Raw genomic sequence first — 19,135 nt, forward strand, 5'->3', positions numbered from 1 at the left:
GGCCTGCAATAGCCTACAGATTCGCCAACGCATATTCCAACAGGAGATTTTCACGATGTCTGACGGCCCCACCTACGGTTTCGACACTCTGCAGATACACGCGGGCGCACGCCCCGATCCCGCAACCGGCGCGCGCCAGACTCCGATCTATCAATCGACGGCTTACGTCTTTCGCGATGCCGACCACGCGGCGGCTTTGTTCAACCTGCAGGAAGTGGGCTTTATCTACTCGCGCCTGACCAACCCAACCGTCGCCGTTCTGCAGGAACGTGTCGCGACACTTGAGGGTGGCGTTGGCGCGGTCTGCTGCTCCTCCGGCCACGCGGCGCAGATCATGGCGCTGTTCCCGCTGATGGGACCGGGTTGCAACGTTGTGGCCTCGACCCGTCTGTATGGCGGCACGGTCACGCAGTTCAGCCAGACCATCAAGCGCTTCGGCTGGTCGGCCAAGTTCGTCGACACCGATGATCTGGAGGCCGTGAAAGCCGCCATCGACGAAAACACCCGCGCGGTGTTTTGTGAGTCCATCGCCAACCCCGGCGGCTATGTCACTGACATCCGTTCTCTGGCCGACGTCGCGGACGGCGCAGGCATTCCGCTGATCGTCGACAACACTTCGGCCACGCCCTACCTGTGCCGCCCGATTGAACACGGCGCGACTCTGGTCGTACATTCGACCACCAAATACCTGACCGGCAATGGCACCGTCACCGGTGGCTGCATCGTGGATTCGGGCAAGTTCGACTGGTCGGCGAATGACAAGTTCCCCTCTCTCAGCCAACCCGAGCAGGCCTATCACGGGTTGAAGTTCCATGAGACCTTTGGCCCGCTGGCCTTCACCTTCCACGGCATCGCCATCGGCCTGCGCGATCTGGGTATGACCATGAACCCGCAAGCAGCACATTACACGCTGATGGGGATCGAAACACTGTCGCTGCGGATGGAGCGCCACGTCGAAAACGCCCAGAAGATCGCCGCCTGGCTCGAGGCCGATGACCGGGTCGACTACGTGACCTATGCGGGCCTGCCCTCATCGCCCTATCACGACCGGGTCAAGGCGCAGTATCCGCGTGGCGCAGGGGCGCTGTTCACCTTTGCGGTCAAGGGTGGTTATGACGCCTGCATCAAGCTGGTAAACGCATTGGAGATCTTCAGCCATGTTGCCAACCTCGGCGATGCGCGTTCGCTGATCATCCACTCGGCCTCAACCACGCACCGTCAGTTGACCCCCGAACAGCAAGAGGCCGCAGGCGCAGGCCCCAACGTTGTGCGTGTGTCCATCGGGATCGAAGATGCCAACGACCTGATCGCCGATCTGGATCAGGCTCTGGCCAAAGCCAGCGCATAGAGCCATGAGCGGGCACGACACCAACGCACTGGGTCAACCCATCGGTCGGCCGGTCACGGGCGAGTTCCCGCGCCCGGCGCCGCCTTATACCCCGATGGAGGGCCAGTATTGCTCGGTTGTGCCGCTTGATGTGAACAGGCATGCGCCCGGATTGTTCCGGGCGTTTGCCAATGACGCCGATCACCGGAACTGGACCTACCTACCCTACGGGCCGTTTGGCTCTGAGCAGGAGTTCGAAACTTGGGCTCGCGCGACCTGCATGGACGCCGACCCGATGTTTCACACGGTTCTGGATACAAACGACGTGCCCGTTGGAATGGCATCATACCTCAGGATCGAACCGGCCGCGGGTGTGATTGAGGTCGGGCATATCCACTTCTCGCCCCTTCTGCAGCGCAAGCCGCAATCGACCGAGGTCATGTATCTGATGATGCGCCGCGTGTTTGATGAGCTGGGCTACCGCCGCTACGAATGGAAATGCGACGCGCTGAATGCGCCATCTTGCAATGCGGCCCAAAGGTTGGGCTTCACCTATGAGGGCACGTTCCGCCAAGCGACTCACTACAAGGGGCGCAATCGCGATACGGCATGGTATTCGATCCTCGACAGCGAATGGCCGCGTATTCGAGAGGCCTTTGAGGCTTGGTTGTCCCCGGATAATTTTGACGAAACGGGCCAGCAACGAAAACCGCTGATGGCCCGCGCGTGAGCCTATTCTGAAATCTCGAACTCCATCGAGACACTGACAGAAACCGAGATCTCTCCGCCAGCAACCGGCACTCCGCCTGCGTCGGCCATAGCCATGTTCCGCATCTCGGCCATCGGGCGCACACCGCCCCCACGTTCCGAGATCGTCTGAACCGGCCCCAGCGTGATATTGGCAGCTTGGGCAAGTTGCTCGGCCTTTGCGGTTGCTTCGCTCACGGCCTTTGCACGGGCCTGAACCTCAATCGGCTCGGGGTCTTGCAAGCCAAAGCTCAACCCGCTGAAATCGTTGGCCCCGTCCTGAATGACCGCATCCATGACTTCACCCAGCTGCGTTAGATCACGCACCCGCACAAACACTCGGTTCGAGGCGACAAATCCGGTGATCTCGGGCGGTTCCCCGTTTTGCTGATTCCGATTCGACCAGATGGGCGTCAAAGACAGGTCGCGGGTCTGCAAATCCCGATCTTCGATGCCCATGTCGCCCAACCGCGCAAGCACCTGCGCCACAGCGTCCGAGGTGGCTTTCATGGCTTCTGAGGCCTCGGGGTTTTGATGTGTCACACCCAGGGTGATCGTCGCCATATCGGGGGCAACCTGAACGGTTCCGGTGGCATCCACGTTGATGCGACGTTCTTCCGCATGTGCCAGCCCGGCGGTGGTTGCGGCCATCATCGCGGCCAAAAAAGCAAATGTCTTCAAGGTGATCCCTCCAACTTACTCTGTCTCAACATGGGTCCGAGAGGCATACACGCACAAGGGGAAGTCCCGGCTTTTTCTTTCCCTCGGCGGGTTCCTGCTTTAGTATCACCCTGCGAATACAAAGGTATTTGCGTTGATATGGTTAACTGTGGTTCCTCCGGATTATGAAACCCGCTTTTGCGCTGACCTTTTCTGCGACCGGAATTTCCCTTCAACACCATTCGGATGGTGAATGGTACGATATTGGCGAAGTGCCTTTGTCGGCCCCGGATCTGAGTGACCAGATCAAAGCCCTGCACGACAAGGCGTTTGCACTGGAAAACGACCTGAGCTGCAAACTGGTGCTGCCCGCAGATCAGGTGCGGTATCTTGCCCTGCCCACGGAAGGCCAAAGCGAAGATCAGATCGCGTCCGAAGTTCAAGCCGCAGTCGCCGAGGCAACGCCCTATGAATTGGCCGATCTGTCCTACGACAGCGCAACCGAGGGGTCGACCACCTTTGTCGCCGCCGTCGCGCGCGAGACGCTGGATGAAGCGCAGGCCTTTGCCGCGCAGCACGGGTTCCTGCCGGTCACCTATAGTGCAGCCACGACTGAGGCCGAATTTCCGCGCGAGCCTGTATTTGACATGACCAGCGAGCCGCAGGTCGCTGCGCCTTCACCCGAGCCCGAGCTAGAAAGACCCACGGTTCACGCCATAGCGGATGACGCGGCGCCTACAGCGTTCCGCTCTCCCGAACCTGCTACGACCGCAATCACTTTGTCTCCCACAACGAGCAAAGGGCAACGTTGGGCAGTTCCCGCGATTGCCGCGCTGATCTGCGTCGGGGTTGGTGTTTGGGCGTGGTCTCTGATCGGGGCAGACCCAGACAACGACACATCCACCGAAAACGATACGGCCGAACTGTCTGCACCGCGGACTCACGACACTTCACCGCCTGAGACGGATCCAGAGCCTGAAACCGAAATCGCGGCGACACCGGCAGCGGAAGAAGCACCAGAACCTGAAGCCCAGCCAGAATTGTCCCCGACAGATGCCGCTATCCTCGAAGCGCTGAATGTTGCGCCGACACCTGTCGAACAGATTGCACAGGACCCCGAAGCACAAAGCGACATCGAAGAGGTCGCGGGCACCCTAGTGGAGGCCCCCGAAGCGCCGATTACCCCGGCATTGATTTCCGAGGAGGACCTCTACCTCGCGTCTATTCACAACCCGGATCTGTCCAGCGACGCGATTGCCCTGCCCGATCAAGGCAGTTTCGACACGGATGCCGCCTTTGAACGCATCCCCGGCCCCGCAATCGCAGGCGCGCAATACGAACTGGACGAACGCGGCTTGGTCGTACCGACCGCAGAAGGCGCGCTGTCGCCCGAAGGTATCGTAGTCTATTTGGGTCGCCCATCAAAAGTCCCGCCCGAAGTACCGGTGCGGTTTGAGGAAGAACCAGTGGTCGATGAGGTGAACCAGAGGCTGGCCGAACTCCGACCCCGGCCCCGCCCCAGCAATCTGGTCGAGAATTTCGAACGCACGCAATTGGGCGGGCACAGTCTTGAAGAGCTTGCTGTCGTAAGGCCCAAATTGCGGCCTGAAAGCCTACAGGTACAGCCCGAGATCGACTACACACCCACCGCCTTGGCCGTTGTTCGCGTCCCTCGCCCCAAACTACGGCCCGCGCGGGCCGTGGCGTCGGCTAGCGCAAGCGGATCAAATCTGGGATCAACCGCCGCAGTAGCGTCCAGCAATGACGAGGCAGGGTCATTCCAGCCGAAATCCGTGGCTCCGAAAATCCCGACAACAGCCTCGGTCGCACGACAGGCCACAATCGACAATGCCCTGAACCTGCGCAAGCTGAACTTGATCGGCGTCTACGGCACACCTGCAAATCGCCGTGCCCTCGTGCGCCTTCCGAGTGGTCGGTACAAAAAGCTCAAGATCGGAGACCGGATTGACGGCGGCAAGGTAATCGCCATCAGCGACAGCGAATTGCGGTATCAGAAGAAGGGCCGCAACCTGACTTTGAAAATGCCGCGTGGCTGAGGACGACCCGTATTTTCAGACTGTCAAAGCTGGGTACGAGCACGCCGCCCACCGGTTGATCCCGGCCTATGACGGCCTTTCTCCTACCGAAGTCCTGCGCCCCGTTTTGGATCACGTGCCCGATACCGGGGCGAGCGTTCTGGATGTGGGCGCTGGCACTGGAACGGTGGCGCGTTGGCTGGCCATTCGCGGCTGCGACGTGACGGCGATCGAGCCAGTCGATGCCTTTCGAAACCACGCGGTGCGCGGTGACGGTGCCCAATCCGCTAAATGGCTTGATGCTTGCCTGCCTAGACTAAGCGCTCTGCCAGACGACACCGCGTTCGACACCATTCTGGTCATAGGAGTCCTGCATCACCTGCCTCCGCGTGACCAACACTTGGCTATCCGCGTACTGTCTAAACGGCTGCGGCCGCAAGGGCGGATGATTTTGTCGCTCAGACATGGCCCCTGCCCGTCTGACCGACCCGGTTATGTGATTTCGGACGACGCCATAGTTGATCAAGCGGTAGGTTCGGGCCTGCAGGTGCACCACAGGTCCCGAACCGACTCGATACAACCGGCCAACCAGCGCGCAGGTGTAACCTGGACCTGGCTGGTATTTGGCGCTGCTTAGGCCGCCGAAATCTCTCCGCTTTCGATTTGTTCGCGTTCGATGGATTCGAAGAGGGCCTGGAAGTTACCCTCACCGAAGCCATCATCACCTTTGCGCTGGATGAACTCGAAGAAAATCGGGCCGATCACGGTTTTTGAGAAGATTTGCAGCAGAATCCGTGTCTCTCCCCCGTCCACAACGCCTTCACCGTCGATCAGAATGCCGTGCTTCATCATCCGATCCAGCGGCTCATCGTGGTCCGTTACACGGTCTTTGGACATGTCATAATAGGATTGGTTTGGACCAGGCATAAACTTCAACCCGTTCTCGGCAATGGCGTCGGTCGAGGCATAGATGTCCTCACTGCCCACCGCGATATGCTGAATGCCCTCGCCCTTGTACTTTTTCAGGTAAGAGACGATCTGACCCGTTTCGCCCCGATCCTCGTTGATCGGGATGCGGATGCGGCCACAGGGCGATGTCAGCGCGCGGCTATAAAGGCCGGTAAACTTGCCCTGAATGTCAAAGAACCGGATTTCACGGAAGTTGAACAGGTCGCCATAAAACTTGAACCACTTGTCCATATTGCCCCGGTAGACATTGTGGGTGAGGTGATCGAGATAGTAGAACCCCTCGCCGCGCGGTTTCGATTCTTTGATCCACGCGAATTCCTCATTGTAGGGCGAGGTATCGTAATACTGGTCAATGAAGTAGATCAGCGATCCCCCAATCCCCTTGATGGCCGGGACATTCATCGTCTTATCCGCACCGTCATACGGCTTTGCCCCTTTTGAGACGGCATGGTCGTAGGCTTTCTGCGCGTCCACAACGCGCCAGCCCATCGAAGGTGCGCAAGGCCCGTGTTCCGCGACGAACTTGTCGGCAAAGCTTTCGGGGTCCGCGTTCAGGATATAAGTGACATCGCCCTGCTGCCACAGTTCGACCAGTGGTTTGGTTTTGTGGCGAGCCACCAGATCGAAGCCCATTTTGGCGAACAGATCACGCAGCTCCTGCGGTTCAGGATGAGCGAACTCGACGAATTCAAACCCGTCGGTACCTGCGGGGTTTTTGGGACTGATGACAGATTTCGGGGCGTTATGCGGGAAAGGACCCATGGCGCGTCTCCTTCGAAAACAGGAATTTCTTTGCTGATTCCAAAATACGCCTTAAGCAGTGCTGTTTCCGCGCATTGTTTTCATGTAAACTATTGAAGTGTGCGCAAACTGCGCATGAATGACCTAAAATTTGAGATCTTGCCGCATATGCTTGATGCAACCGATACACGCCTGCTCTCAGCGCTTCAAAAGGACGCGCATCTGACCGCGCATCAATTGGGTGAGCTGCTGAACCTATCCCCCAGCCAGGCAGGTCGCCGCCGTCAGCGCCTTGAGGCTGAGGGCTATATCACCGGCTACGCGGCCCGGCTGGATCCACTAAAGCTAGGCTTGCAGGTTCAGGGGTTTGTCCAGGTCCATCTGGGCACTCACGGCCCTGATCAATCCGCCAGCTTTGCCCGGATGGTTAACACCCAACCCGAGATCACAAGTGCCTGGACGATGACAGGCGAGGCAGACTACCTGCTTCACGTCTATTGTGACGATCTTTCTGCGCTCAACAGCTTGCTTCATGAGGTGATCCTGCCGCATCCTGCAGTGGCACGGGTACAAAGCCAGATCGTGATGGACCAACTCAAACGCGACGCACCCCTGCCAACCTGAGCGGGCAACGAGGGCATAGATGGACGATTTCCTATATCAGGCTTCTATTTATCTGGCTGCGGCCGTGATCGCCGTGCCCCTGTCGGCGCGGTTGGGCCTTGGGTCGGTTCTTGGATACCTGGCGGCTGGCCTGATCATCGGCCCCGTCCTCGGGCTTGTCGGCGCCGAGACCGAAGACCTGCAGCATGTCGCCGAGTTCGGCGTTGTCATGATGCTGTTCCTAATTGGGCTCGAGTTGGAGCCGCGCGCCCTGTGGGATATGCGCGACAAGCTGTTGGGTCTTGGCGGGCTTCAGGTTCTGTTGTCCACCGCCGTTATTGCCGGTGTCGCGTTCTACGCGAACCACCCGTGGTCCGTCGCACTGGCGGTCGGTTTAACTCTGTGTTTGTCCTCGACCGCGATTGTGCTGCAAACCCTGTCTGAGAAGGGCTTGATGCAAACGAACGGAGGCCGCGCGACCTTTTCCGTTCTGCTGACGCAGGACATTGCCGTCATCCCAATTCTGGCCCTGCTGCCGCTGCTCGCGCTACCTGCCATGCCGCATATCGAGGCAGACGGCTCCATCGACCGAGGCGCAGAGCACTTGCATGACACTGGGCATCACAGCCTGTCTCTGGTCGAAGGGCTGCCGGGCTGGGCCGTCACTCTGGTCACCATCGGCGCAATTGCCTTTGTCATTCTGGCGGGTGTCTACCTGACCCGCCCGCTGTTCCGGTTCATCCACGCAACCCGCCTGCGCGAGATGTACACCGCGCTGGCGCTGATGATCGTGGTCGGGATTTCATTCCTGATGACACTGGTGGGCCTGTCACCTGCTCTGGGCGCGTTTGTGGCGGGTGTGGTTTTGGCCAGCTCGGAATTCCGCCATGAAATGGAAAGCGACCTCGAGCCGTTCAAGGGCCTGTTTCTGGGGCTGTTCTTCATTACGGTCGGAGCCGGGATCAACGTCGGCTATTTCTTCAACGACCCATTCGACTTGATCGGTCTGGCCCTGCTGGTCATCCTCGTTAAAGGCGTCATCCTCTATCTCGTGGGCAAGGCCTTCAAACTGAAGGGCCGAGATCACTGGCTGTTCACCCTTGGACTGGCCCAAGCGGGTGAGTTCGGCTTTGTCCTTCTGGCGTTTTCGACGCAGCAGAATGTAATCCCGCCGGACCTGTCGCAAAAGATGCTGATGATCATTGCGCTGACCATGTTGATCACCCCGCTTCTGTTCATCATCTACGACCTTCTGTCCCGCAAGATGGCTGACACTAGCGCCGCGCCTGAACCCGATGAAATCGACGAAAAAGGCCCCGTGATCATCGCTGGGATCGGTCGGTTTGGTCAGATCGTCAACCGGCTGGTTCGCGCCAGCGGCTTCAAGACCGTTGTTCTGGACCACGATATCGAGACGATCCAACTTATGCGTCGTTTTGGCGTCAAAGGCTTTCTAGGCGATCCGACCCGCCCGGAACTGCTGCGCGCTGCGGGGCTTGAGAAAGCCTCGGTGCTTGTCGCTGCGATGGATGATCGAAAGACGGTGACCCGCTTGGTTGGCTACGCTCGCCGGCAGCGCCCCGATCTGCACATCATCGCACGGGCGCATGATCGGACCCACGTGTATGAGCTATATCAGGCAGGGGCCAATGACATCGTGCGCGAAATGTTCGACAGCTCTCTGCGCGCGGGCCGCTATGTGCTCGAGAATATCGGGCTGAGCGAGTACGAGGCCGCGCAGGCCGAACAGACCTTCTATCACCATGACAGGACGTCCGTGCGCGATTTGGCCGAGCTTTGGATTCCCGGCATGCCCACGTCCGAGAATACGAAATACATTGAACGCGCACAAAAGCTTGAGAAGGATCTGGAAACCGCGTTGCTGGAACTGGCAGAACAGCACGCAAAGGACTCTGCCTGACCGAAGCAATTGCCCGGTCAGGCGCTTAGGTTACCCATCCGAGACGCCCGCCTCGGCAAAGGTTGCCATGCCCGAGTGGCAGGCAACCGCGCTTTTGAGAATGTTGATCGCAAGCGCACCGCCTGATCCCTCACCAAGACGCAGGCCGAGGCTCAGCAGCGGCTCCTTGCCCAGTTTTGACAGCATCGCAGCATGCGCGCCTTCTGCGCTTTGGTGCCCCGCGATGGTGTGATCCAGAGCCGAGGGCGAAACGCGCGCCAGACAGGCTGCGGCAGAGGTACAGATGAAGCCATCCAGAATGACGGGAATGCGCAACATACGGGCCGCTGCAATCGCTCCGGCCATGGCCGCAATCTCGCGCCCGCCGAGGCAGCGCAGAACCTCCAACCCGTCGTCACTGCCGTGCAGAGCCACACCTTCGGCGACCACGCGGGTTTTGTTGGCAAGGCCCGCATCGTCGACCCCTGTACCGCGACCGGTCCAATCGGCGGCCTCGCCTCCGAACAGGGCGCAGGCGATGGCAGCGGCGGGGGTGGTGTTGCCGATCCCCATCTCGCCAACCACCAACAGGTCGGACGTCGGGTCCACCGCCCGCCAGCCGGTTTGCAGTGCGCTCAGCAACTCGTCCTCACTCATGGCCGGGGCTTGGGTGAAATCCGCAGTGGGATGATCCAAATCCAGCGCATGGACATCCATCTTTGCGCCCGCCGCCTTGGCCAACTGGTTGATCGCCGCACCGCCATGTTCAAAATTCATCACCATCTGAACGGTCACTTCGGGCGGAAAGGCCGAAACGCCCTGCGCCGTGACCCCATGGTTGCCCGCAAAGACAATGACCTGAGGGGCCGCAACCTGCGGTCGCGCATCCCCACGCCAGGCCGCGTACCAGATCGCCAGATCCTCAAGCCGCCCCAGCGCGCCCGGCGGTTTGGTCAACTGACCGTTGCGTTCAGCCGCGCCATCCGCAGCCGCCATGTCCGGCCCCGGAGCGCTGGTCAACGCGTCGCGGAACGTATTCAAATCATTCAGTTCAGGCAGCATCAAAGCCTCATTGCATCAGAGTGGTCCTGTGTGTTTAACCGAAGCACTGAATCCAACAAGGCCTCGAAAGGCGCAGAAGTGCAAAAAAACGACACCAATCCGGTTTCCGCATGGGATATCCCGCTGGCTCTGGTCCTGTTGACGCGCCTGCCCCTGCCCCGTTTGCCTGAGAAGATCTTTGCCCGGCAGGCGCAGGCGGTTTGGGCCTTTCCGGTGGTCGGCCTGGTGATTGGCGCATTGGCTTGCATCATCGGGTGGCTGGCGCTGACATTGTCGGTTCCGCCTTTCGTTTGCGCCGTTTTGCTCGTGGCGACCCAGACCATGACGACCGGCGCAATGCACGAGGACGGGCTGGCCGATACGTTTGACGGCCTATGGGGCGGGTTCACGCCGGAACGCCGGTTGGAGATCATGAAGGACAGCCACATCGGCACATATGGCGTGCTGTCCCTGATTGGTTCGCAGCTGATGCGCGTTGCCGCCGTCGCGGCCCTTCTGTCAGCCGACGCGTTTCCTGACTTCCGACCTTTTTGTTGATCTGACTGGGTTTTTGGTTTGTTTTCAGGTGTGGTTGCTCAGAGGCGCGTTGTAGTGCCCCATTATTATAAAAAGTATTGACATGGGCCTTCAGATGGCTAACCTCTTCGCCCATGTTCATCCGCACCAAACATGACGCAAAGCTCAACCGCACACGGATCCAGATCGTTGAATCCGTCCGCACCGGCTCCAAGGTACGCCAGAAGATCCTGCGCCATGTGGGTGTGGCCCATAACGACAGCGAGATTGAGGATATCAAGCGTCTGGCGGGCCGCTTGATGGAGCAATTACGCATTGATCGCTCGCCGCAAATGGAACTGTTCACGCCCACGGAATATGCCGATCTGCAGGCGCTGGTGCGCCGCGCTCCGCGGCCGGACAAGCTTGGCGTTGATCTTGCCGAGTGCCGTGAGGAGGCGCGGGTCTCTCTGGGTCTGCGGGATGTCATGGGGACGATGTATGACCAACTGGGTTGGGGGGCCCTTCTGGGGGCGGCGCGTAAAAGTGCCAATCGCATTGTGAAAGAGCTGGTTATGGCGCGGATCGCACAGCCCGAGAGCAAGCGCGCGACCGTGGAGGCGTTGGAGAACCAGGCAGGCATCACGCTCAATCTGGACGTGGTCTATCGGAGCATGGATTACATCAATACGCCGGTGATAGACGGGATTTGCAAAACCTCTCACGCGGCGGCAGAGAAGTTGCTGGGCGGGCCAGTGACCGTGCTGTTCTACGATTGCACGACCCTGGCCTTTGACACCGAGCGCGAGGACCCGGCCGAGGATGCGGACGGGGTCGAGCAGGATCATCTTCTGGCCAAGGGCTTCAGCAAGGATGGCAAGCATCACCGCGCTCAGGTCATGCTGGCGCTGATCGTCACCTCCGATGGGCTGCCTGTGGGCTATGAACTCTTCCCGGGAAACACCTGGGAAGGTCATACGCTGGAAGCTGCGCTGAAGGCGTTGGAGGGACGCTTCGACGTGGCCAGGGTCACGTTCGTGGCCGATGCCGCCATGCTCAGCAAGGACAACCAGCAGATGTTGCAGAACAAGGGTCTGCCCTACATCCTCGGCTATCGCATGAAGTCCGCCCCGGCCGCCGTGAAGGCGAACATTTTGAGCCCGGAGGGACGCCAGCCTTGGGCTGGACACGGTTCTGAAGAGGCAACCGAGAAGGGCTGGTACAAGGTGATCGACCAGGAGGGAGCGCGGGTCATTGTGACCTGGTCACCCACCCGGGCACGCAATGATGCCCACAAGCGCGACAAGGCAATCGAAAAGCTGCACAAGAAGCTCAAGCGCTCTCGCAAACCCGGCAGCTTCAGCAGCCGGGGATATGGCCGCTTCCTGGCCTTCCCCGACAGCGGGGACGTCACGCTGGATGATGCAAAGATCAAGGCAGCGGCACAATGGGACGGGCTGCATGCCATTGTTGTTCATGGTGCGGACGAACTGGAGGCACAGGACGTCATTGCCCGCTATCACCAGTTGTGGGAGATCGAAGCCTGCTTCCGCACCAACAAGCACGATCTGAAAATCCGGCCCATCTATCACTGGTCGCCGCGTCGGGTCCGGGCCCATATCGCCATCTGCTACATGGCCTTCTGCTGCCTGCAGCACCTGCGCAAGCATCTGGACCTGCTCGGACACCCGATGAGCCCGGCTCGTATCCGCAACGAGTTGAACGCATTGCAGCTCTCGATCCTGCGCCACAAAGGCACCCCTGACCGCTACGGCATGCCAAGCCATGCCACGGTCGATGCCAGACGCATCCTCACCTGCGTCGGCCTGACCTGGAACGAAGCCCCTTTCAAGATACCCCCCGGGCGCACCCGAAAAACTGGCCAGACCAAAGCCTGAGCTCCCTCAACACTCCGAAACAATCGCTGGCGAAAAAAGTCCGTGTAGTGCCTTTTGGCAACCAAGGCATAATAATATCAATGACTTATACGAAAAAATGTCGGAAGTCAGGAGAATGACGGGAATGCGCAACATACGGGCCGCTGCAATCGCTCCGGCCATGGCCGCAATCTCGCGCCCGCCGAGGCAGCGCAGAACCTCCAACCCGTCGTCACTGCCGTGCAGAGCCACACCTTCGGCGACCACGCGGGTTTTGTTGGCAAGGCCCGCATCGTCGACCCCTGTACCGCGACCGGTCCAATCGGCGGCCTCGCCTCCGAACAGGGCGCAGGCGATGGCAGCGGCGGGGGTGGTGTTGCCGATCCCCATCTCGCCAACCACCAACAGGTCGGACGTCGGGTCCACCGCCCGCCAGCCGGTTTGCAGTGCGCTCAGCAACTCGTCCTCACTCATGGCCGGGGCTTGGGTGAAATCCGCAGTGGGATGATCCAAATCCAGCGCATGGACATCCATCTTTGCGCCCGCCGCCTTGGCCAACTGGTTGATCGCCGCACCGCCATGTTCAAAATTCATCACCATCTGAACGGTCACTTCGGGCGGAAAGGCCGAAACGCCCTGCGCCGTGACCCCATGGTTGCCCGCAAAGACAATGACCTGAGGGGCCGCAACCTGCGGTCGCGCATCCCCACGCCAGGCCGCGTACCAGATCGCCAGATCCTCAAGCCGCCCCAGCGCGCCCGGCGGTTTGGTCAACTGACCGTTGCGTTCAGCCGCGCCATCCGCAGCCGCCATGTCCGGCCCCGGAGCGCTGGTCAACGCGTCGCGGAACGTATTCAAATCATTCAGTTCAGGCAGCATCAAAGCCTCATTGCATCAGAGTGGTCCTGTGTGTTTAACCGAAGCACTGAATCCAACAAGGCCTCGAAAGGCGCAGAAGTGCAAAAAAACGACACCAATCCGGTTTCCGCATGGGATATCCCGCTGGCTCTGGTCCTGTTGACGCGCCTGCCCCTGCCCCGTTTGCCTGAGAAGATCTTTGCCCGGCAGGCGCAGGCGGTTTGGGCCTTTCCGGTGGTCGGCCTGGTGATTGGCGCATTGGCTTGCATCATCGGGTGGCTGGCGCTGACATTGTCGGTTCCGCCTTTCGTTTGCGCCGTTTTGCTCGTGGCGACCCTGACCATGACGACCGGCGCAATGCACGAGGACGGGCTGGCCGATACGTTTGACGGCCTATGGGGCGGGTTCACGCCGGAACGCCGGTTGGAGATCATGAAGGACAGCCACATCGGCACATATGGCGTGCTGTCCCTGATTGGTTCGCAGCTGATGCGCGTTGCCGCCGTCGCGGCCCTTCTGTCAGCCGACGCGTTTCTGGCGATCATTGCCGCTTGTGTGGTGTCACGCGCGTTCATGCCCCTGCTGATGGCTGCATTGCCTAATGCGCGTAAATCCGGTCTCAGCCATTCTGTCGGCGCCCCGTCCGTGGGCCCAGTCGCGGTTTCGCTCGCTCTGGCGGGTTTGACGGGAGTTTTGCTGCTCGGTGGGCAGGTCATTTTGCCCGCCCTATGCGCCGCACTCGTTGTGGGTGTGCTGGCCCTCGTGGCAAAGGCCAAGATAGGCGGCCAGACCGGAGATATCCTCGGCGCTTCTCAGCAATTGACCGAAATCACTTTTCTGGTAGCAATAGCGGCTCAGCTTTAAGACACCCCACCCGTCTCAATCCGCAGGGTGCAGCCGCAATGCTTGCAATGCACCGCGTCCGGATCATGCCGGAACAAACCTGTAGAAAAGCGTGCAATTTTGACCCCCTAAGCGGGGAAATCGGCGTCCAAATTTGACCCCTCCCTATGGTTGTAGACATCCTTTTCATTGAGCAGTCGATGGAGAGGCAAGCGGGATGATTTGCGTGGAAACTATTAGAAAAGTGCGTCGCTTACACCTGATCGAAAAAAAGAGCATCAAGGAAATTTGCCGTTCGCTCAATTTGAGCCGTGCAACGGTTCGAAAGATAATCCGATCGGGAGTGACGGAGTTCAAATATGAGCGCAAATCGCAGCCATACCCGGTGCTCGGGCCTTGGCGCGCGCGTCTGGATGAAACGCTTGAGGAGAACGAGGCGCTTCCGAAGAAACACCGCAAGCGGATGACCAAAATCTGGAAGGAACTCTCCGATGATGGTTTTGGCGGCGGGTATGACAGTGTTCGACGCTACACAAAGAATTGGCGCATTGCGCACGGCCGACAACAGGCGCAGGCGTTCATCCCGCTGATCTTTGATCCTGGGGAGGCGTACCAGTTCGACTGGAGTGTGGAGACGGTTTTGATGGACGGTGCACTCACGACCGTGAAGGTTGCCCATTTCAAACTTTGCCATAGCCGCATGCCATTCTCCATTGCCTATCCGCGCGAGACGCAGGAGATGGTCTTTGATGCCCACGACGAGGCCTTCAAATTCTTTGGTGGAGGCTGCATCAACGGGATCTACGATAACATGACGACCGCCGTCGATGCGATCCTGTCGGGCAAGGAAAGAAAGTTCAACAAGGCATTCTCCCGGATGTGTTCTCATCATCTGGTGAACCCGATCGCCTGTACGCGCGCGGCCGGTTGGGAGAAGGGTCAGGTTGAGAATCTGGTCAAGGAGAGCCGCGCCTATAGTTTTACACCGCGTCTGGAGGTGGCCGACTTCGATGAATTGAATGCCCGGCTGCAAAAAGACGCGATCAAACGCGCAAAAGAACTGCGGCATCCGGAAAACCTGGAGGTGACGGTCTGGGAGGAGTTCCAGCAGGAAAAGCCGCTGCTGACGCATCTGCAGAAGCCCTTCGTCGGGTTCCGTGAAAAGACGGTCGCCGTGAGCCGAACCTGCCTGATCAACTTCGAAAGAAACAAATACAGCGTTGAGGCAAGAGCTGTTGGACGTCAGGTCCAGTTGCAGGTCTACGCCACGCGGATTGTCCTGCGCCAAGACGGTGAGATTGTCGGAGAGCACGAACGGTGCTTCGGCCGAGGAAAAACGATCTTCAACCCTTGGCACTATGTGCCCGTCCTCAAGCGCAAGCCTGGCGCTCTGCGCAATGGAGCACCGTTCCGTGACTGGGACCTACCACCGGCAATGACGCAGATCTGGACCCATCTGCGGGGCACATCCGACGGAGACCGGCAACTTGCCGATATTCTTTTCGCTGCTTACCAGCACGACATTGATGTGGTCGAGGCTGCCTGCGAAGAAGCTCTAAAATCTGGCCTGCGCAAGGCCGATGCGATCCTGAACATTGTCTCTCGGCGCACCAATCCCCCGCCGCCAAAGGCGATTGAGCCGCCTGCCCACCTGCAGCTGAAAATGGCACCGATCGCGGATTGCGCTCGCTATGACAGGCTTGGAGGCTCCCATGCAACTGCGTAAGGAAATTCTCGAACTTGCCCGTCAACTGAAGTTGCCAGGCATCGTCAACTGCTTTGACGAAGTGATGCAGGCCGCAGCCAAAAACAACTGGCGGCCCCAACAGGTCGTGGCCGAACTCCTCACGGCCGAACTGGCCGAAAAGACTGCGCGCTCGATCCGGTATCAGATGGGTGCCGCAAAGTTCCCGGTCTGCAAGTCCTTACCTGAGTTCGACTTCACGGTCAGCCCCGTCAACGAGGAAGTCGTGCGCAATCTTCATGACGGCGATTTTATGGACCAGGCCAGGAATGGCGTGCTGGTCGGTGGAACCGGATCGGGCAAAACGCATCTCGCAACAGCGATCGGGGGCCACGCGGTCAATAACCGCCGGCGGGTCAGGTTCTTCAGCGCTGTGGATCTCGCGAACAAGCTGGAGGCTGAACATCGCGAAGGCAACGCCGGGCGGCTCAGCGAGCAGCTGATCCGCGTCGACCTCGTGATTATAGACGAACTCGGTTATCTGCCGTTCGCAGAGTCTGGTGGACGATTACTCTTCCATCTCATCAGCAAACTGTACGAGCGAACGTCTATTCTGCTAACAACCAACCTCGCATTTGCTGAATGGCCGAGTGTGTTCACAGATGCCAAAATGACCACTGCTCTCCTGGATCGACTGACACACCATTGCGATATCATCGAAACCGGGAACGAAAGCTGGCGAATTAACCACCGCGACTAACCTCGAAATCGGGGAATAAATTCAAAACAGACAGCAGGTCAAACCTTCAGTCGAGCTACGCTCTCTTTTCGGTTTGACCTGCTGTCCACCCCCTCCTGAATCAACCTAAACACGACCCCCTCAACGCCCCTCTTAGCTCCAAGGGGGGTCAAATTTGGACGCCGATGGGGGGTCATTATTCAATGCCGATTGACAGAACAAACCACAGCTGGGGCATTTGTGGCGCACTTTCTGCGGCATGAAAATCGCCTGTGCCAGGCGCACGAACAGAGCAACTCCGACCACCATGATAAACACCGAGAACAGCTTGCCCCAAGGCGTCGACAGGGTGATGTCACCAAATCCCGTCGTCGTCAGGGTCGCCATGGTGAAATACAGCGCGTCTATATAGGGGTTCTTAGCATCTTCAGGGATGAAAAAGACAAGAACCGCTGTCGAAGTTGCAAACACGAAAACCAGCAGATTGATGGCCGCGATGACCGCATCTTCATGCGTGCGGAAAAAGGTACTGTCGCGCCGTAAATCCCACAGCAGATGGTACGAGTGGATCAACCGAAGGGCGCGCAGGATACGCAGGAATGCGAGATTGCCGGTCAGAAACGGGTCGAGGATCAACGACACAATCACCACGATATCTGCCAGCGTATAAATTTTACGCAACAGCTTCCAGCGATCCTTGGCGATCCACATTCTGGCGGAAAAATCCAGAAGGATAATAAAGCCAACCACCCAACTGATACCAGTAACCCATGGGCCATGCGGAAAATGCGCGGTGGCGACAAAGAAGATGATGGTGACCACATCGAACAGGATCAAACCATAGCGGAACCAAACCGAAATCGGGGCCTTTCCGATATATAGGAACTTGACCGTCTTCTTCATGCCGAACCGGTATCTGCTTGCATCTACAGAAAAACTAACCGGTTTTCACCAATCCACCAAGCAACGAAAAAGGCCGCCCCGATGCCGGAGCGGCCTTGCAGTTTCAATCGTCGTGGACTTAGGCTGCAGCGGCGCGCGAAGTCAGGACATCATCCACCTGCTTGGCGGCAGAAATCTCTCCGTCTCCGGACACGGCGGCGACCTCGCGGGTCAGACGCTCCAGCGCGGCTTCATAAAGCTGACGCTCGGAATAGCTTTGCTCGCGCTGGTCATCGGTGCGGTGCAGGTCGCGAACCACTTCGGCGATCGAGATCAGATCGCCCGAGTTGATCTTCTGTTCGTATTCCTGCGCCCGGCGCGACCACATGGCCCGCTTGACCTTGGCCTTGCCCTTCAGCGTCTTCATCGCCTGGCTGATCACATCCGGCGAGCTGAGCGAACGCAGACCGGATTCGGTCACTTTGTTTGTCGGCACGCGAAGGGTCATCTTGTCTTTCTCAAAAGAGATGACGAACAATTCGAGCGAAAATCCAGCGACGTCCTGCTCTTCGATCGAAATGATCTGACCCACACCATGGGCGGGGTAGACAACATAGTCGTTCGGGCGGAACTCAAGCTTTTTCGACTTCGACATTCAATTCATTCCTTGGTTTTGGACCGGGATGCGAACAACAAAAACCCCACGCTCGGTGCCTATTGTGGCCCCGGCAGGCGGTCTGTTTGTCGCAAATTCAGAACTCCAAAGCGAGCATACTTACGGAGTACATCCCAATCTCAGTCATCATGTAGGGAAAGAGTATATCACAAAAATGAGACACTCAAAAGTTTCCCTAGGGGAATTTTTTTATAAACGGCCTGCAATCAAGGGATTAGTCTTTGAAGACCGCTTTTCTTTGCCATCCAAATGGGGTGCGAATCACTTACCCGCCTTCACCCGGAGCTTCGGAGAAATACTTCTCCATTTTGCCTTCCTCGCCATCACGCTCTTCCGCCTCTGGCAACGGGTCTTTTTTGGTGACAATGACCGGCCACATTTCCGAGTATTTGCGGTTGAACTCGACCCAAGATTCCATGCCTGGTTCGGTGTCGGGACGGATTGCATCAGCCGGGCATTCTGGTTCACAGACGCCGCAGTCGATGCATTCATCGGGGTGGATGACCAGTGTGTTTTCACCTTCGTAGAAACAGTCCACAGGGCACACTTCCACACAGTCGGTGTATTTGCAGCCGATGCAGTTTTCGGTAACGACGTAGGTCATGTTCAGAATCCCATTCAGGTTTGGCGTCTAGCTAGTTCAGTCCGGGTTTGGCTTCAAGACGTGGGGCCGTTTGGAGTGCGAGAAAGATCAAGCGCGCGCCGATCTTTCTTGGTTGGACGACCTTTTCCCTCATATGACGGGTTTTTGGGCGGTATGTCCTTCTTTTCCGTCATATCGAAGTACAATGTTTGCGCTTCGGGGGCCGGACCGCGGCGGTCGCCGAGTTTTTCGACGCGAACGACCCGGATGATTTCGCCCTGTGGAAAGGTCAGAACGTCGCCGGGAACCACCGCTTGGGCGGGTTTCAGAACGCGGTTGCCGTTCAGCCTGACATGGCCGCCGCTGACCTGTTTGGCCGACAGGCTACGGGTCTTGAAGAACCGCGCCTGCCAGAGCCATTTGTCGATCCGCAGCTTGGTCTGATCCATGACG

The 19,135-nt window shown here is 58.7% G+C and carries 19 protein-coding genes; 11 read left to right on the plus strand and 8 right to left on the minus strand.

From position 1 onward, the window contains the following. Positions 1 to 55: 55 nt before the first annotated feature. On the plus strand, positions 56 to 1,348 hold the full coding sequence (locus tag ACOERD_RS16815; protein ID WP_170457960.1) for an O-acetylhomoserine aminocarboxypropyltransferase/cysteine synthase family protein: 1,293 nt from the start codon (positions 56 to 58) through the stop codon (positions 1,346 to 1,348). 4 nt (positions 1,349 to 1,352) lie between these two features. After that, positions 1,353 to 2,057 (plus strand): GNAT family N-acetyltransferase, encoded by a 705-nt coding sequence (locus ACOERD_RS16820; RefSeq protein ID WP_419739797.1) that lies wholly within the window; start codon positions 1,353 to 1,355, stop codon positions 2,055 to 2,057. A 2-nt stretch (positions 2,058 to 2,059) separates the two neighbouring features. On the opposite strand, the gene ACOERD_RS16825 is transcribed toward ACOERD_RS16820, so the two are convergent. After that, positions 2,060 to 2,755 carry an SIMPL domain-containing protein gene (locus ACOERD_RS16825; protein ID WP_419739798.1) on the minus strand — a complete coding sequence of 232 codons (696 nt, stop codon included), beginning with the start codon at positions 2,753 to 2,755 and terminating at the stop codon, positions 2,060 to 2,062. Between the two features lie 164 nt (positions 2,756 to 2,919). Between ACOERD_RS16825 and ACOERD_RS16830 the strand changes: the two genes are divergently transcribed. Next, a complete protein-coding gene (locus ACOERD_RS16830) occupies positions 2,920 to 4,791 on the plus strand; it encodes a hypothetical protein (protein ID WP_419739799.1) in 1,872 nt (623 codons plus the stop codon). Further along, a complete protein-coding gene (locus tag ACOERD_RS16835; RefSeq protein ID WP_419739800.1) occupies positions 4,784 to 5,407 on the plus strand; it encodes a class I SAM-dependent methyltransferase in 624 nt (207 codons plus the stop codon). The genes ACOERD_RS16830 and ACOERD_RS16835 overlap by 8 nt, the downstream gene beginning before the upstream one ends. Here ACOERD_RS16835 and hppD read toward each other — a convergent pair. Next, complete coding sequence (gene hppD / locus ACOERD_RS16840; protein WP_419739801.1) at positions 5,404 to 6,501, minus strand: 4-hydroxyphenylpyruvate dioxygenase; 1,098 nt, start codon at positions 6,499 to 6,501, stop codon at positions 5,404 to 5,406. The genes ACOERD_RS16835 and hppD overlap by 4 nt on opposite strands. Positions 6,502 to 6,648: 147 nt before the next feature. On the opposite strand from hppD, the gene ACOERD_RS16845 reads away from it, so the two are divergent. Together ACOERD_RS16845 and ACOERD_RS16850 are read left to right on the plus strand one after the other, a co-directional pair. After that, positions 6,649 to 7,104, plus strand: a complete 456-nt coding sequence (locus ACOERD_RS16845; RefSeq protein WP_170376867.1) for an Lrp/AsnC family transcriptional regulator — start codon at positions 6,649 to 6,651, stop codon at positions 7,102 to 7,104. Between the two features lie 19 nt (positions 7,105 to 7,123). Further along, positions 7,124 to 9,004: a monovalent cation:proton antiporter-2 (CPA2) family protein gene (locus ACOERD_RS16850; protein WP_419739802.1), complete on the plus strand. Its 1,881-nt coding sequence runs from the start codon at positions 7,124 to 7,126 to the stop codon at positions 9,002 to 9,004. A gap of 30 nt (positions 9,005 to 9,034) precedes the next feature. Here ACOERD_RS16850 and cobT read toward each other — a convergent pair whose 3' ends face one another. Beyond that, a complete protein-coding gene (cobT, locus tag ACOERD_RS16855) occupies positions 9,035 to 10,045 on the minus strand; it encodes a nicotinate-nucleotide--dimethylbenzimidazole phosphoribosyltransferase (protein ID WP_419739803.1) in 1,011 nt (336 codons plus the stop codon). Between the two features lie 78 nt (positions 10,046 to 10,123). On the opposite strand from cobT, the gene ACOERD_RS16860 reads away from it, so the two are divergent. Both ACOERD_RS16860 and ACOERD_RS16865 read left to right on the plus strand, forming a co-directional pair. Then, complete coding sequence (locus ACOERD_RS16860; protein WP_419739804.1) at positions 10,124 to 10,582, plus strand: adenosylcobinamide-GDP ribazoletransferase; 459 nt, start codon at positions 10,124 to 10,126, stop codon at positions 10,580 to 10,582. A gap of 113 nt (positions 10,583 to 10,695) precedes the next feature. Next, a complete protein-coding gene (locus ACOERD_RS16865; protein ID WP_419737624.1) occupies positions 10,696 to 12,438 on the plus strand; it encodes an IS1634 family transposase in 1,743 nt (580 codons plus the stop codon). A gap of 6 nt (positions 12,439 to 12,444) precedes the next feature. On the opposite strand, the gene ACOERD_RS16870 is transcribed toward ACOERD_RS16865, so the two are convergent. Then, entirely contained in the window at positions 12,445 to 13,296 is an 852-nt protein-coding gene (locus ACOERD_RS16870; protein ID WP_419739805.1) for a nicotinate-nucleotide--dimethylbenzimidazole phosphoribosyltransferase, read from the minus strand. A gap of 78 nt (positions 13,297 to 13,374) precedes the next feature. On the opposite strand from ACOERD_RS16870, the gene cobS reads away from it, so the two are divergent. From cobS to istB, 3 genes are all read left to right on the plus strand, one after another. Further along, positions 13,375 to 14,139 (plus strand): adenosylcobinamide-GDP ribazoletransferase, encoded by a 765-nt coding sequence (gene cobS / locus ACOERD_RS16875; protein WP_419739806.1) that lies wholly within the window; start codon positions 13,375 to 13,377, stop codon positions 14,137 to 14,139. A gap of 196 nt (positions 14,140 to 14,335) precedes the next feature. Next, positions 14,336 to 15,844, plus strand: coding sequence for an IS21 family transposase (gene istA, locus ACOERD_RS16880; RefSeq protein ID WP_419737605.1), 1,509 nt, complete (start codon positions 14,336 to 14,338; stop codon positions 15,842 to 15,844). Further along, on the plus strand, positions 15,831 to 16,562 hold the full coding sequence (gene istB, locus ACOERD_RS16885; RefSeq protein WP_419737606.1) for an IS21-like element helper ATPase IstB: 732 nt from the start codon (positions 15,831 to 15,833) through the stop codon (positions 16,560 to 16,562). Before istA ends, istB begins: the two co-directional genes overlap by 14 nt. A gap of 132 nt (positions 16,563 to 16,694) precedes the next feature. Here istB and ACOERD_RS16890 read toward each other — a convergent pair whose 3' ends face one another. From ACOERD_RS16890 to ACOERD_RS16905, 4 genes are all read right to left on the minus strand, one after another. Further along, positions 16,695 to 17,444, minus strand: coding sequence for a potassium channel family protein (locus ACOERD_RS16890; protein ID WP_419739807.1), 750 nt, complete (start codon positions 17,442 to 17,444; stop codon positions 16,695 to 16,697). Between the two features lie 118 nt (positions 17,445 to 17,562). After that, complete coding sequence (locus ACOERD_RS16895; protein WP_170376497.1) at positions 17,563 to 18,078, minus strand: CarD family transcriptional regulator; 516 nt, start codon at positions 18,076 to 18,078, stop codon at positions 17,563 to 17,565. A gap of 286 nt (positions 18,079 to 18,364) precedes the next feature. Then, positions 18,365 to 18,703, minus strand: coding sequence for a ferredoxin FdxA (gene fdxA / locus ACOERD_RS16900; RefSeq protein ID WP_170376495.1), 339 nt, complete (start codon positions 18,701 to 18,703; stop codon positions 18,365 to 18,367). A 53-nt stretch (positions 18,704 to 18,756) separates the two neighbouring features. Beyond that, positions 18,757 to 19,131, minus strand: a complete 375-nt coding sequence (locus ACOERD_RS16905; RefSeq protein WP_419739808.1) for an RNA-binding S4 domain-containing protein — start codon at positions 19,129 to 19,131, stop codon at positions 18,757 to 18,759. Positions 19,132 to 19,135: the final 4 nt, after the last annotated feature.

It is taken from the genome of Ruegeria sp. (assembly GCF_965199275.1).
GTDB lineage: Bacteria > Pseudomonadota > Alphaproteobacteria > Rhodobacterales > Rhodobacteraceae > Ruegeria.